Source organism: Chitinophaga agrisoli, assembly GCF_008386695.1.
Lineage (GTDB): Bacteria > Bacteroidota > Bacteroidia > Chitinophagales > Chitinophagaceae > Chitinophaga > Chitinophaga agrisoli.
On the sequence record NZ_VUOC01000004.1, the window covers coordinates 15,239 to 29,721 of the forward strand.

Here is a 14,483-nt window from a genome sequence, read left to right on the forward strand (position 1 = left end):
TTATCTATGGTCTTTACCGTTTCCGGTATGCGGGAACATGCCACCCAATTGCTGGAAGCCCGGGGGGAATCGCGGATAAGGCTGGTTACGCCGCTTCTTCATCCGTTTTGCAATGGCTTCCATCGGTTCCATTTGATGTTGAAAGTACTTAAGCATAGAGCTGTTGTTTGCATGGTTTTTGTATCGCTGTAATATCAGGATCAAGCGCCCATATGAAAAAGCCGTTAACAACAGCTTGCACTGACGCCGAAAGGACCCGCACACACCTTTCCGAAATCATAAAGGAAAGGATTTGGAGGAACGGGCCTATTACCTTCCAGGAGTACATGGAAATGGCTTTATATTACCCACAGTTAGGATATTATACCTCTGACCGTAATAAAATTGGTCCGAAGGGAGATTATTACACCAGTACCAATTTAAGTGCAGTTTTTGGCGCTATGATCGGGCGTCAGCTTGAAGAAATGTGGGATTTGACGGGGCGGGAAACGTTCACCATTGTAGAGTATGGAGCGGGAACGGGGGCACTTTGTCATGACGTGCTGCAATATCTGAAAAACAACCAGCTATTTTATGATCGGCTGAGGTATTGCATTATCGAAAAGAGCCCATTCATGCGCATGACCGAACAAGCCTATCTCCCTGGCGAAAAGGTAAGCTGGTACGATTCGATTGCTGCGATTGGCCCGGTTACCGGATGCATATTATCTAATGAACTGCTGGATAATTTCCCGGTTCATGAGGTTGTTATGGCGAACCAACTTATGGAAGTGTATGTAGGCTATGAAAAAGGGTTCTTTGAATTGCTGCGCCCGGCATCGGAAGCACTTAAGAATTATCTGAAGGAGCTACATATAGTTTTGCCAAAGGGTTTTCGAACAGAGGTCAATTTGCAGGCTATAGACTGGATGAAGGAAATTGCCTGTTTTTTAAAAAAGGGATTCGTACTAACTATTGACTATGGTTACCCTTCTGCCGAATTGTACAATCAGTACCGATGCAATGGTACACTTATGTGTTATTATCAGCACCGGATAAATGAGGATCCTTATTGTCATATAGGGGAGCAGGATATCACCTCTCACGTTAACTTTTCAGCATTAGATCACTGGGGTTCGATAAGTGGATTGGAATGCTGCGGATTCACGGAACAAGGCTATTTTCTACGATCCCTCGGCCTGATGGATTATTTGCGAACGGAGGAACAAAAGAAAAAAGATAACTTTTCTTCCAGTCCCGAAAAGGCGGCAGCGATTCATGATCTTCTAAACGGAATCGGAACTAAGCTAAAAATTTTCATCCAGCGAAAAGGGGTGACGCCGAAAGAATTAATGGGGCTTTCACTTACCAGAATGGCCGTATAGCGTTCAAGATGTGCTGTACACTGGAGCAGATTATACCACGATTTCTTCATAACTAATTGATTATAAGTGAGCAAATTGACTATGGCAGGGTCACAGAAGGTCTGGCGATTCAAAGGACGTAGAATCTTATTCCTAAACCACGAAGGCTTCGTAACTTGCGGTTAATGATCCTATTGTATGAAGACTTCAACCAACACAAGGCAAAGGTAGAACTGTTGTATGCGGATCACGCCATGAGCATGGCTTTCTGCAAGTACCGCCGTTCTTCGGAAGATGCGTTCTTTATGCCCTATGCAACGCTTACCTATGTACGTGAAGGCAGGAAAGTGGTTTTTCTGAACGGTGAATGTTATGACATGAAAGCCGGCGATGCACTTTTCGTTCCGAGAAATTCGATTCTATATTCTGATATCATTGTGAAGCGGGAGCCGTTCGTAAGCCTGAACCTGCTGCTTGGTGATGTGGATACATTGCTCAGCCCCATGGCCTGCCGGATTGCAGACCATATGCAACTGCAATATTATGCCGGTATCTACAACATGAGCCTGAGCACTTTTAAGCGATGGTTCAAAAAGAAAGTGGGCGCCAGCCCTGGCCAATGGATGATCGAGAAACGTCTGCAACAAGCAAAATACCTTTTGCAACACAAGCGTTTATCCGTGAAGGAGGCCTGTTATGGGAGCGGGTTTGAGGATGTGTCCTACTTTATCCGCAGGTATAAGCAGACCTTCGGCTATACGCCGGGTCAGGCAGCAATTTGACCTTTTTGTCCTATTCTCTCATCTTCCACCACCATACCTTTATCAAAAAAAAATGATCTCACGCGAACAAGCCCTGCAATTTGCGGACGAATGGGTAGCCGCATGGAACGCACATGACCTTGATGCGGTACTCACACATTATACAGAGAATTTTGAAATGAGCAGTCCCTTTATATTGCAGATGGGCATGAGCCCGGATGGCCGGCTAAAAGGCAAAGTAAATGTGCGGAACTACTGGGAAAAGGCCCTGGCGAAATATCATGATCTTCATTTCGATCTGCACGAAGTATTATCATGTATCAATACGGTGATCATTTATTACACAAGCGTCAACGGGAAAAAAGCGGCAGAATTTTTTGTGTTCAATGAAGATGGAAAGGTGGTTCAGGCGATAGGGCATTACAATTAGAGGGATCGCGGTAAGCTACCAGACCGCCGGGATTCGTGACATCATCAAATCCCGGTACTACGGTCTTATTATCCTATTTTCTGCCAAAGAATTTCTGCTTCACACTCTCTGCCGGCATCATCGAACGTATCGCATCCGCCGCCTCAATAGACCGGTCAGCTTCGATCAAGCTGGCGCCATCACGGATAATCGCCTGGTAAGCTGCCTTACGTTCAGCCGCAGAAGCAAGCTTGTCATATGTAGGCGCTGTTGAGATCATACACATCACACCGCGCTTATTTAAATCGCGATAAAGCGGTTTTAACGCGGTGCTGTTATCCGGTCCTACATATGCCATAATATGTGACCAGGGTATCTGTTCCGCTTCATATTCCTTCATCGCCTGCTGCGTTTTAACAAATGCCTCAAACACAATATCCTTATTGCGCTCGTAATACCAGCGGGCTTCTTTGGCGGTATGTACTGTTACCATTACGTTTCCTTCCGCGTGATTATCTTTAATGATCTTCGCGGTCATCTCGAAAGGAACGTCTTTTTTATCCAGGATCAATACGGTTTTCCCTTTGCTCCAGATAATAGCTTCCTGCAGGGTGGGGATGCGGAATGCTGTTACATTTCCTTCCGCATCTTTTAATTTCAATTGTTTAAGCTCTGCCAGGGTATAGTCGCCAACCTTTCCTTTGCCGGTAGTGGTGCGGTCTAGTGTGGCGTCATGCATCAATACAATGGCGCTGTCTTTTGTCAGACGCGGATCAATTTCAAAGGTGGCAGGCGTATGACGCAGGGTATTTTCAAAAGCCTCGATACTGTTTTCCGGGTAGCCTGCATTCACACCACCCCTATGCCCGCTGATAAACGGAATATCTTTCCCGGTATATTTAAAGAATTCTTGCAGGTCTTTACTGTTGCGGATGTTCAGCACATTCAACGGACCGGATTGTGCTGAGGTGTGCAGCTGGCAGGTAAGAAACGCGCCTGCCAATAATAGGTTTTTAATCTTCATAAATGGAATTTTGCATTAAGATGTTGTAATGTGAAAGGTTCGTTGGCCGACAGGCTAAATACGGTGACAGCCGCGTTGTCCTGTACCAGCATCCGGTAATTTTTCAGTGGCATCCCCAGCTTATAGGCCAGGTACAGGCGGTTAACCCCATTGTGGGCTGCCACCAGGATGTTGCCGCTGCTGTGTTGCTGCAGGAGCTCCTGGAAAAACTGCTCTACACGCGTTACTATTTCATGGCCGGTTTCGCCAGTGCCGCCGGCAGGGTGACTGCCGGGATCATTTATCCAGTTATCCCATAGCTGTGGGTCTTCGGCGATGAATTCTTCTTTCGTTTTATTTTCCCATTTGCCAAAATCAGCTTCAATGAGGCGGTCGTCCCTGGTCACGTCCATACCGCTGGCAATAGCGGCTGTTTTGTAAGCCCGGTCTAAGGGGGAGGAGTATACGGCGGAAAAACTAATTCCTTTGAGTTGTTCCCGTACGGCTTCCGCCTGACTGATGCCTTCTGCGGTCAGCGCAATATCTGACCGGCCGCAGTAGCGGTTATTGTCTGCGTTCCAGGCGGTTTGCCCGTGTCTTAACAGGTAAATATTAAGCATGCTCATAAGTTGAGATATATCCTTTTTCTTGCAGCAGTTGTATGAATGACAGATAATTGGTATCGTATTTTTTTACAAGGGATGGGTTGGGCAGTATCTCTTCCGCCACCTGGGTCATAGCAGCCGCGGCTTCCATGATGTTGGTGTACCATGTTTTCGAGGCCGCCAGGATAGCAGCTCCGGTAGCGCCGCTTACCTGTTTCATTTTGATGATGGGCAGGTTCAGCACATTGCTGCGGATAGTTAACCATGCCTGGCTGTTGCTGGCGCCGCCTGCGGTATAGATCTTCTTCACCGGTTCTCCGCTCAGCTGCCGGATCATATTGTATGCATAGCGCTCTATAAAGGCAACTCCTTCCATGCCTGCGGCGTAACTTTCCAGGTCAGATAATTCCGGCGGTTCAAATCCCCTTGCCTGTGGCGCCATAAACGGGAATCGTTCTCCCTGCTGCAACAATGGCCAGCTAAGGTACCCGGTAGGAATAACTGACAGGGCCTGCTCATTCAACAAGCTAAGCTCGCCCGGGAATTTTTTGCTCACCCAATCTGCTCCCGTATTACTGGCGCCTCCGGGCATCCAGTAGCCTTCCGGATGACGGTGACAGTATAACGCGCCGGAAGGATCGTTGATGAACCGGGTGGTCACTCCTTTTACTACCAGGGTAGTGCCTATTGTCGTATTCCAGTCGCCTGGCTTAACCGCCCCTGCTGCAATTTGTGAAGCGCAGCCATCTGTCATGCCAGCCACAACGATCACTGCTTCCGGTAGATCCAGGATGGTGGCCAGGTGGGGCAGAATGTTGCCCACAGGGGCGCCGGCAGCTACCACCTCCGGCAACCAGGATCGCTGTAAAGGCAGTTGCTCCCAGAGATATGCCGGCCATTCGTAGGCCTGTACGTCATAGCCCGATTTCAGGGCGTTGGTCTGATCCGTGATATCAAAGCGGCCACATAACTGACCGGTGATGTAATCCGCCGCATGAATAAATTTATACAGCGCTTTCGCCTGCCCGGGGTATTGTTGCACAAACCACCACATTTTCGACAAGCCACTGGAAGTATTGAATGATGTATATCCGGATGGGTGATACCGTAGGGCTGCCTCCCGGCAAATTTCCCCGGCATCTGCCTGCCTGCCATCGCTGTACATAATGGCATTATGCAGCGGTTGATGCTGATGGTCAATAGGTATAATGGTACCGGAGGTAGAAGTAACTGCGATGGCCCTGATCTGCTGCCGGTACGGCTGCAGGAGGGGATCCCCGAGAAGGCCCTGCAGGCAGGCAAGACATGCATCCCACCAGCCGGCGGGCGACTGCTCCTCCCGCATCTTTTCGCGCAGCGGAAAATGCGCTTCCCGGCTGCCCAGCAGTTGACCGGCTGCATCCATCAATACCACCCTTGCGCCTTGTGTGCCTACGTCGATGCCTATGAAACAAGCTGTTTCCATTATTGCTGTTTGATGTAATTAATTTATGCTCCGGAAATATTGCCGGGTTTTTTCCCATTCTGCATACAGGGTGGCATGATATTCCATATCGGAAGGATAGATCACTTCAGTATGATCATCCATCACTACCGGTACCTGCAACGCCTCATTGCAGATCAGCGCCCCGCCTACGGCAGATGACTGCTCATATTCTTTCCTGATCTGTACTTTTTTCCCGGTCAGGTTGGCGATGAGTTGCCGTAATACACGGCTTTGTAATCCTCCCCCGCAAGCCCAGATATAGTCCGGGTGATGACCGGCCGTTGCTGCCAGGATCCGGTAGTTTTTAACAATAGAACAGGCAATATCAAGGATGGTGGCCCATACAAAGGAACCACGGGTAAGCAGATGCGATACCGGCGCTGGAAAGATAAAGCCGCCACGCGTAAGGGAAATTGCTTCATCTGCCAGCAACGAACCCAAAGAAGCCATGCAAAAAGTATGGGTGTTTTCTTCCAGTTCTTTTTCTATCACCTCATAATTTTCATTGGGATAAAAAATTTCCTTCAGCCGCTGATAGTTCAGTCCTGTTACACCGGCGTTGGCCTCAAATACAAAGCGCCCCGGTTCTATATCCCGGCTGGTCCATGTTCTTTCCTCCGCATCGAGCGTATATGTTCCGGTTATCTTTACAATAGGTGTGGTGGTGCCGGAAACAATCACTACATCGTCTACCGCCGGGCGGGTGCTTTTAATGGCAAGCTGTGTATCGCCGCCGCCTGCTATTATCTTCACTGTTTCCGGAAGGCCCAGCTGGATGGCTGCTTCCGGGAGGATGTTGCCCAGTATGGCGGCGGAATCTACCAGTGGAGGCAGCAAAGCGGCATCCAACCCGAAAACATTACATAGCTCCGGCGACCATTCCTTTTGCGCTACATCGTATAGCAGTGTTTCAGATGCCTGGGAATGCTCATACCGCGCCACTCCGCTGAGCATAAATTCTATCCAGTTGCTGATACTGAGAAATGTGCTGCAGCGCTGCCATATCTCCGGCTTCCGCTCGCGGATGCCCACCAGTTTCAGCGCAGAGAATAACGACGTGGGATAACGCCCGGTGAGTTGGTATACCCTGCTTTTATCGGCAATCATGTTTTGCCATTCCCGGCCGCGATGGTCGATATTGGGTAACCCTATCAGCGATTCGCCTGAAGCCGAAAGCAGTACAATTCCTTCACGCTGGCTGGTGGCAGTGATCGCTTTCACGGAGCTGCCTGGAATGGCGGCCAGCACCTGTGCCGCCAAACGTAATACCTGTGACCACAGTTGCACCGGTTCAAAATACAGTGCATCGGGGTATAGCGGATCATTGATATACAATATATCTTCCCGGGCAACCCCCAATACCTGTCCCTGTGGGGATGCTGCTGCTACACGTACGTTCCCGGTGCCTATGTCCACAATGATGTAGGTGTCCTGTATTGTCATTGGAAATGAACTTTAAGAATGTCTTTGTTGGCTAATTCGGCAATGTACCGGTTGGCTTGTGCATACCACTGCAGCAAGGCCCTGTTCATAATTTCAACGTGGTGATCTTCCACTTCAAAGGTAGCTCCCGCAATATGCGGTGTGGCAATTACCTGCGGAAGATCAATGATCCGGTAATCCAGCTCGTCCGGTGGTTCATGGTCAAAGACATCTAAGATAGCGCCCCGGATCGATTTATTTTCCAGTACTTCCAGCAGCTCTTCCTGCTGCACTACCGAAGCCCTGGCTGTGTTGATGAAGATGGCGTCTTTTTTCATCATCTTCAGCAACCGGCTGTTGATCATCCCTTTGGTTTCTGCGGTAACAGGCAGGTGGATGGATACAATATCACTGGTGGCAAACACATCCTCCAGTGTTGTTTTGCGGTAGCCGCTGTTATATTCTGCCACATAAGGATCAAAAAACTGGATAGGGCAGGGGTATTCCCTGACCAGTTTGGCGATCAGTTGCCCAATGGCGCCAAAACCCACCATACCAATGGTTTTGCCCGCCAGTTCATTGCCTTTGAAATGCAGGTAGGAGTCGTGTGCGCCTGCCTGCCAGTTGCGTCCCTTCAGCCAGTTCATGCCCGGAATGGTATTGCGCAGCAGCATAATAACATTGGAAATAAACAGTTCCGCTACGGCCTGCGCATTACGGGCGGGCGTAAAAAATACGGGAATGCCCATTGCTGTAGCTTTACTCACCGCTACATTGGAAGGTGTGCCGCGGCATACCCCTATAAATTGCAGCTGCGGATTGGCCGTGATCACCTTGTCGGTCACATGATCGTGTTCTGTAATGAGCGCATCTGCCTGTGTATCCAACAGCATTTTCAGCAGCTCGTCTTCGTTGTAGGCCCTTCCATTAGGTTTCCATGACCGGTATATAATTTCACCAAACTGCCGTTGCAATGTTTCGAGCCCCGGCTCATGATATGGGGCAGTGACTAATATTTTCATGTGTATTATAATTGTATGGTTTCCGTGGTATTGCTGTAATGATAGATGGTCTTTGCATTGTCTGGCAAGGTGATGAAGCGGGTGATCAGCGCGCTGACAAGGTACAGTGCCGCCAGGATCCAGATAACGCCGGCATCGCCCACGCTGCCTATAAATAATCCTACAATAGCAGGACCTACAAAAACGGGCAACCCGGCGCCCAGGTTCAGAATAGCCATTGCTGCGCCTTTGTCTTTTTTCACGAGGGAAGGGACTAATGCGGACAGGGGTACATAACCAGCCAAGCAGGCGCCCCATAATATGCCGGCGACCATGACCACCCAGAAACTGCCTTCCCAGATCTGCGGGGCATAATAGAACAACAAGGTGGTAACCGCACATCCTATACCGCCAAACCACATAATAGTATTACGCCATCCCAGGCGGTCGCCTACAAATCCAAAAAGAAGGTTGAAGATGATATTGGCGGTAAAAATGGTGCCCCAGATTTGCAGCCACTGTGTGGTTGCATACCCATGTTCTGCCATATACATGGGCAGGAACACCGGAAACGCAAATTGCGCCGTGGTATTAATGATCCGGACAATGCCGCCCAGTAATACTTTGGGCTCCTCTTTCACAATGGTAAGCCCCTTGGTTAGTTCTTTGATCTGCGAGCCGCCTGTGGTTTGTTTCTTAATGCTTCCCTTATTTAATACCAGCGCGAACAATGCGCCCAGTAGTGCCCAGAAAACAGAGGTCCACAAAGTATTAAGATGGCCAAAACGGCCAATGGCCCAGCTGGAATAGTAGGCGCCAAGTACATTTAATCCGCCGGTAAATACAAACCAGAACCAGCCCACTGCACGCCCCAGCTGCTGCTGCGGACTGCTATACGCAATCCATACCAGGAAAGAGTAGGCGAATAAGGGATAACCAAATCCGCGCAATGCATAAAAAAGCAACATCAGCGGATAGTTCAGGTCCGGCATACCGTATCCTACAAACCCGATGGTGCCGAGAATATAGAGGACCAGGCCCGTGAACATGGTGCGTTTTACGCCATAGCCCTCCGCCAGTACGCCGGAAAACCAGGCGGATATGGCGATGGTGACGCCATACACCGTAAACAGCGCGGCGGACTGTTGTACACGCATACCATGTGACACCAGGTATGGGCTTAGCCAGCCCTGTTCAATACCATCGCCCATCATAAAGATCATGATGCCGATGTAACCGAAAAGCAGCTGCCGGGGCAATCCTGCCTTCTCAAAGAATGTTTTGTTTACTGTGGAATTGTTACCGGACATACCGTTGCTTGTTTAAGGTTCGTTGGTGTTGTTAATTTGCCCATCCCGGGTTCTGCACTAAATTTCCATTTAAGATGATCTCGTTATATGGAATAGGATAGAAGTATTTGCGGTCTTCGTACTTACGCGGCAGGTTGTCGAATAGCTGTAGCTTACCGCTGGCGCCGTTGCTCAGCTTAAACTGTACGTTGTCTACCAGGAAATAATATACACCGGGTACTTTCGTTGCCGGGATCTTTTCTACAAAACATACATCCATTTTACCATCTTCATTCAGGTCCATCAGTGTATTCAGCGCAGGTACATACATGCCATCGTAGGGCATGGTAAGGAGGTTGCCGAGATGCCAGCGTTTCAGATCGTCATAACGGAAGCCTTCCAATGCCAGCTCAATACCTCTCTCCCGGCGTATTTCCAGCAGTACAGGATCATTTATACCGGGAAAATAATGTTGCTGAAGATAGGAGTCCGCGGTTACCGGTAAACTGGCAGTGGTAATGCCCGCCCGCTGCCGCAGCGGTGCAATGGTGAGATCCCAGTCTTCCGGCGTAAAATTGCCCCGCTCCGCTTTCGCTTCTGCATAATTGAGCAACACTTCGGCATATCTTATCAGTGGAAGGGAGTTAAAGTTTTCGGCTACGCCATCGGTGGCTTTTGCGTCTACCGTCAGTTTGATGGGCATATACCCCGTATAGGTATATGTAAAGTCAGGCGGGGCTATAGCGCCATCGCGTGTATAGTTACCCATGCGGATACTCTGTTTCAGGCGCAGATCGCGATCTTTCACTTCCTGTGCAAATGGGATATTATCAAAACCTGCCTGCGCGGTAAAAGGAGTGCCATCCGTGTTCAGGTAGGTGTTGATGAAAGTTTTGATGAAGCTGTAACGGCCGCCGTAGGTGGCGCTGGTCCAATACCAGTTGGCGTCGTTGAATACGCGCAGGCTTTTGTTATTTACCGCCGCCAGCAGCACTTCTGTACTGTTGGGTGTTTCATTGATGAAGAGATTGCGGTAATTCTGATCGGTGGCGCCGGCGGTAAGGAGCTTATACTGTTTCCCGTCCATCACCTGTTTGGCGGCATCAGCGGCTTTATCGAGCCAGTCGTTGGAAGTGCCGGCGAGATTCAGTGCAGGATGGTATTTACGGATAGTTCCTTCAAACAGGCACACCCTCGATTTAAATGCCAGCGCTACCCACCGGGTGATCTGGGATGCGCCGTTATCCTTTGTATTACGGATATGGCTGCACGCGTAGTCGAGGTCGGCGAGCACGTTGTCCATTACCAGCGTGCGGGGATTCCGGCCTTTATAAAGATCGGGGTCATCCGCTGCCAGGCTTTTATCATACCAGGGCACATCCCCGAACTGCTTTACTTTATCGAAATAAAACCAGGCGCGGAAAAAACGGGCAAGACCCATGTAATGTTCCTTTGCCTCAGTGGTAATGTTTGCGTTACCGGCATGTTCCAGGAAGTAGTTGATCTTGCGCAATGCGCTCCACGTCCAGCCAGTGGCTTCTGTGGGGCCAAAGGCGCCATAGATATAATTGGACGGGGTTCTGCCCACCAGGTAATCACTCATGGCGTCACCACGTACAATGTCGCTCCCGTCCGGCAGATCCAGGTAAAAGGAATTAGCGTACAGCTGCAGGTCCTTTTCTGTATTAAAGGCATTTCCGGGCGACAGCTTATCAAATGGTTTCAGATCAAGATCACGGTTACATGCACTCATGATCATCATACCGGCAACCAGGAAGAGAATATATTTCATGATCATTTTATTTGAATGTTACATTGATCCCTATAGTGTAGGTTTTCAGCATGGGATAGCTCATCCCGTTCCCCGCGCCGTCATTGAGCTCAGGATCTGAGCCTTCAATTACTTCCGGGTCCATCGTTTTCACATACTTATACATCGGGCTCCAGGTCCATAAGTTTTGCCCGGTTACATAAATGCGTGCATTGGCCATGCCTGCCTTGTTCACCAGCGACGCCGGCAGGTTGTAACCCAGCGTAATATTTTTGAGGCGCAGGTAAGCGGCATTCTGCAGATATCTGGATTGTGTTACCTGTAGCTCAGCGCGGGAGTTAAGGGCAGTATAACCGCGCATACGCGGGAAGTAGGCGTCCGGGTTTTCTTCAGACCATACCTTGTTCATCACGTCTACCGGCTGCCAGCTATAGGGCCGGTTATAGGGGCCCCAGAACAGTGAGTTATCGGCCCCTGGCCAGAAATCCCTTTTGCCAATGCCCTGGAAGAAAAAGGAAACGAAAATATTATTCCAGTCCATGTTGCCGGTAAAACCATACATATACCGCGGAGAGCTGTTACCGATCACGGTCTTATCGCCCGGATCGGAGAGCGACCCGGCGCCTTCATTGATTATTCTATCGTTGTTAAGATCCTTGAACTTGATATCGCCCGGGAGTATTTTGTTGGCGGCAGATACGCGGATAAAACTCTGGTCAATGCCGCGGGTATCTATTTCGTGCTGATCCCTGAAATATCCATCGTTCACAAATCCCCAGATGTCGCCGATCTGCATGCCTTCATAGTAGGTGTTGATGAGCCCCAGCGGATTATTGAAGCGGGTGATCACACTTTTATTATCTGACAGTACCAAACGGACGTCGTAGCTGAATGGCTTTTTGCCGCCGGTTTTATTCCTCCACCCGATAGAAAGCTCCCATCCTGTTGTTTTCAGGTCCGCGTAGTTGCCTTTGGGCTCGGTAGCGCCAAATACGCCGGGGAGTGGCAATCCATCGGTAAACATGTCTTTTGTTTTGCGGGTGTACCAGTCGGCGGTAATGGTGAGCCGGTTGTTGAGTAAAGCGAGATCGGTCCCCAAATTCAGCGTCGTGGCTTTTTCCCAGGTAAGGCCATTCGGAATTACATTCGGTTGCTGGGTATAGTCTGGCCGGATGCCGTTCAGGATACGGGGCATTTGTGTTACGCTCATGGTTTCCAGGAACTGGTAAGGAGAGATGTTACCATTTCCCAGGGTGCCATAGGAAGCTCTCAGCTTCATATCAGATATCGCTTTGTAAGGGATCTTCCAGAACTTTTCTTTTGATACCCTCCATCCGGCGGAGGCGGAAGGGAAGAAGCCCCATTGCTGCGTTTGCGGAAATTTGGAAGTGCCATCATACCGGCCGTTCACTTCCAGCAGGTAGCGTTCATCAAAGTTGTAGTTGATGCGGAAGAAGCCGCCCAGCGTGCGCCATTCGTTGCCGCCGCCTCTCATCGTAAAATTAAGTCCGTTGGTAAGGGAAAAATCAGGCAGTTCGTTGTTGATAATACCATCCCGCTGGATGTACCTGCTTTTCAGCAGAGAGTTTTCATAGTTATACCCTGCCATTACCTTAAAGTAATGTTTGCGGTAAGTATGTTCGTAATCGGCGTAAAAGTTGGCCGCGAGGTAATTGGTTTTATCATCGTTTTCGTTCATCTTACTTTCGCCGCGTTCCAGTCTCACATCAGGTTTTTTGCTGTAGGGCACAGGCGTGTATATGCGTGTTTCCACATCGTTCAGCCGCCAGAAGGTCAGGTCACCGTTTACATGTACTTTGTTTTTAAAGAAGGTGGCGGTAAAGCGGGATGTGTTGCGGATCTGCACGCGGCTTAATTCTGATTGGTTATTGCCGGAAATAAAGCTGCCGAATACAATAGAGGCATTTTCGGTAAGGGTGCCATCCGGGTTGCGGAGCATGGCAATAGGAAAGGCTTCATCGGAGATCCGTCTCCATACCGGCGTATTGCTGGGATGGTTTAGGATCGGGTAAAAATAGCTGGTTTGCGTATAGTTAAGGTCATTTTCCACCTTCAGCCAGGATAGCGCCTGGACTGAGCCGCGCGCCCGCAGGTTATAGGTCTTAAAGTCATCAGGATTATAACGGAAGATGCCATCCTGCGACATATAGCGGCCAGAGAGGTAATAGCTTACGTTTTTGGCGCTGCCGGAAAGGCTGAGATTATGTTCCATAGATGGCGTGTTATCTGCATATAGCTCCTTCAGCCAGTCGGTGTTGCCGTAGTAAACATATTCACCCGTAGTGGGATTGATGTCTGTTTTAGGCAGGGAAGGGTCATCGTTCCTGCGTTTCAGTTCATCGAGATAGTCTAATGAGAACGGAAATACAGAGTTCGCTTTTTGTGGATGGGAGGCATAATCGTTCCAGGAAGTGAACGCGTCGTCGAAGTTTTTAGCCCATTGGTAACCGTTTGTCACCATTTTGGGTTTGATGGTGCGTTCGTTGATGGAATAATTGCTGGAGTAGTTGAGCGTGGTTCTGTCTTTAGCCGGGCTCTTAGTGGTGATCAGGATAACCCCGAACGATCCCCTGGATCCATAGATAGCAGCCGCGGCGGCGTCTTTCAATACCGTTACGCTCTCTATGTCGTTGGGATTGAGCAGGGATGGCTCACCTGGTACGCCATCAATGAGCACCAGGGCGCTGCCGCCTGCGCCAATGGAGGTGGTTCCGCGTACATTATAGGTGGCGCTGCGGGTGGGCTTACCATCTGTCATGCGGATGTTGAGGTTAGGGATAACGCCCTGCAAACCACGGGTGACGTTGGTGAGTGGCCTGTTTTGAAATACCTCGCTGCCTACCTGGTCCACTGCGCCGGTGAGGTTTATTTTCTTTTGTGTACCATAACCCACCACTACAAGGTCCTGCAATTGTTTAGCGGAAGGGGTGAGTTGAAGATCGATGGTATTGCGGTTGCCAACAGGCAATTCCTGTGGTGTGTAACCCACAAAAGAAAAGACGAGGATGGATCCACTACCCGGTACCGCCAACTGGTAGCGGCCTTCTGTGTTGGTGGTAACGCCGGTATTACTGCCTTTAACCCTTACATTCACGCCAATGAGTATTTCTCCTTTGTCATTGGTAACCAGGCCTTGTACATTGCGGGTTGTTTGGCCGGATAATGCAGACGGCCATGCAAGCAGCAGGAAACAGAGTATGTACAGTCTGTACATAACAGTGCAGCTTAAGTGATTCATAACTGGAATGTTTGTTTTGGTTGACCCTTTTTTTCTATAACATGAAATTGTTTATTGTGAACATACGGTTGCGCAGCGTCGTTACACCAAATTAAACATAATTTAACTGAATTAAAGCAAATGTAAGTAAACTA

General features: G+C 49.3%; 12 protein-coding genes. 3 read left to right on the forward strand and 9 right to left on the reverse strand.

Features of this window, described 5'->3' with window-relative positions:
- Entirely contained in the window at window positions 1-156 is a 156-nt protein-coding gene (locus F0L74_RS33660; protein ID WP_213087030.1) for a hypothetical protein, read from the reverse strand.
- Window positions 157-212: 56 nt separating this feature from the next.
- Between F0L74_RS33660 and F0L74_RS19305 the strand changes: the two genes are divergently transcribed.
- The 3 genes from F0L74_RS19305 (at window position 213) to F0L74_RS19315 (ending at window position 2,534) form a co-directional block, all read left to right on the forward strand.
- Entirely contained in the window at window positions 213-1,364 is a 1,152-nt protein-coding gene (locus tag F0L74_RS19305) for a class I SAM-dependent methyltransferase (protein WP_149839563.1), read from the forward strand.
- Window positions 1,365-1,528: 164 nt separating this feature from the next.
- Window positions 1,529-2,125 (forward strand): AraC family transcriptional regulator, encoded by a 597-nt coding sequence (locus tag F0L74_RS19310; RefSeq protein ID WP_149839564.1) that lies wholly within the window; start codon window positions 1,529-1,531, stop codon window positions 2,123-2,125.
- 52 nt (window positions 2,126-2,177) lie between these two features.
- A complete protein-coding gene (locus F0L74_RS19315) occupies window positions 2,178-2,534 on the forward strand; it encodes a nuclear transport factor 2 family protein (protein ID WP_149839565.1) in 357 nt (118 codons plus the stop codon).
- A gap of 73 nt (window positions 2,535-2,607) precedes the next feature.
- On the opposite strand, the gene F0L74_RS19320 is transcribed toward F0L74_RS19315, so the two are convergent.
- From F0L74_RS19320 to F0L74_RS19355, 8 genes are read right to left on the reverse strand one after another with little or no spacing between them, the layout of a single operon-like run.
- Complete coding sequence (locus F0L74_RS19320) at window positions 2,608-3,537, reverse strand: glycerophosphodiester phosphodiesterase family protein (RefSeq protein ID WP_149839566.1); 930 nt, start codon at window positions 3,535-3,537, stop codon at window positions 2,608-2,610.
- The gene (locus tag F0L74_RS19325) at window positions 3,534-4,142 is read right to left on the reverse strand and encodes a histidine phosphatase family protein (protein WP_246197769.1); all 609 of its coding nucleotides are present in this window, start codon (window positions 4,140-4,142) and stop codon (window positions 3,534-3,536) included. The genes F0L74_RS19320 and F0L74_RS19325 overlap by 4 nt, the downstream gene beginning before the upstream one ends.
- Window positions 4,129-5,586 (reverse strand): FGGY-family carbohydrate kinase, encoded by a 1,458-nt coding sequence (locus F0L74_RS19330; RefSeq protein ID WP_149839567.1) that lies wholly within the window; start codon window positions 5,584-5,586, stop codon window positions 4,129-4,131. The genes F0L74_RS19325 and F0L74_RS19330 overlap by 14 nt, the downstream gene beginning before the upstream one ends.
- 18 nt (window positions 5,587-5,604) lie before the next feature.
- Entirely contained in the window at window positions 5,605-7,050 is a 1,446-nt protein-coding gene (locus F0L74_RS19335) for an FGGY-family carbohydrate kinase (protein WP_149839568.1), read from the reverse strand.
- Window positions 7,047-8,051, reverse strand: a complete 1,005-nt coding sequence (locus F0L74_RS19340) for a 2-hydroxyacid dehydrogenase (protein WP_149839569.1) — start codon at window positions 8,049-8,051, stop codon at window positions 7,047-7,049. Before F0L74_RS19340 ends, F0L74_RS19335 begins: the two co-directional genes overlap by 4 nt.
- Before the next feature lie 5 nt (window positions 8,052-8,056).
- Window positions 8,057-9,340 (reverse strand): MFS transporter, encoded by a 1,284-nt coding sequence (locus F0L74_RS19345; protein WP_149839570.1) that lies wholly within the window; start codon window positions 9,338-9,340, stop codon window positions 8,057-8,059.
- 31 nt (window positions 9,341-9,371) lie between these two features.
- On the reverse strand, window positions 9,372-11,111 hold the full coding sequence (locus F0L74_RS19350) for a RagB/SusD family nutrient uptake outer membrane protein (protein ID WP_149839571.1): 1,740 nt from the start codon (window positions 11,109-11,111) through the stop codon (window positions 9,372-9,374).
- 7 nt (window positions 11,112-11,118) lie between these two features.
- A complete protein-coding gene (locus tag F0L74_RS19355; RefSeq protein ID WP_213087031.1) occupies window positions 11,119-14,325 on the reverse strand; it encodes a SusC/RagA family TonB-linked outer membrane protein in 3,207 nt (1,068 codons plus the stop codon).
- Between the last annotated feature and the right edge of the window lie 158 nt (window positions 14,326-14,483).

Coding starts and splice junctions, on each gene's coding strand:
- F0L74_RS33660 (WP_213087030.1), bottom strand. CDS start 156: ATGCTTAAGTACTTTCAACATCAAATGGAACCGATGGAAGCCATTGCA.
- F0L74_RS19305 (WP_149839563.1), top strand. CDS start 213: ATGAAAAAGCCGTTAACAACAGCTTGCACTGACGCCGAAAGGACCCGC.
- F0L74_RS19310 (WP_149839564.1), top strand. CDS start 1,529: ATGATCCTATTGTATGAAGACTTCAACCAACACAAGGCAAAGGTAGAA.
- F0L74_RS19315 (WP_149839565.1), top strand. CDS start 2,178: ATGATCTCACGCGAACAAGCCCTGCAATTTGCGGACGAATGGGTAGCC.
- F0L74_RS19320 (WP_149839566.1), bottom strand. CDS start 3,537: ATGAAGATTAAAAACCTATTATTGGCAGGCGCGTTTCTTACCTGCCAG.
- F0L74_RS19325 (WP_246197769.1), bottom strand. CDS start 4,142: ATGAGCATGCTTAATATTTACCTGTTAAGACACGGGCAAACCGCCTGG.
- F0L74_RS19330 (WP_149839567.1), bottom strand. CDS start 5,586: ATGGAAACAGCTTGTTTCATAGGCATCGACGTAGGCACACAAGGCGCA.
- F0L74_RS19335 (WP_149839568.1), bottom strand. CDS start 7,050: ATGACAATACAGGACACCTACATCATTGTGGACATAGGCACCGGGAAC.
- F0L74_RS19340 (WP_149839569.1), bottom strand. CDS start 8,051: ATGAAAATATTAGTCACTGCCCCATATCATGAGCCGGGGCTCGAAACA.
- F0L74_RS19345 (WP_149839570.1), bottom strand. CDS start 9,340: ATGTCCGGTAACAATTCCACAGTAAACAAAACATTCTTTGAGAAGGCA.
- F0L74_RS19350 (WP_149839571.1), bottom strand. CDS start 11,111: ATGAAATATATTCTCTTCCTGGTTGCCGGTATGATGATCATGAGTGCA.
- F0L74_RS19355 (WP_213087031.1), bottom strand. CDS start 14,325: ATGTACAGACTGTACATACTCTGTTTCCTGCTGCTTGCATGGCCGTCT.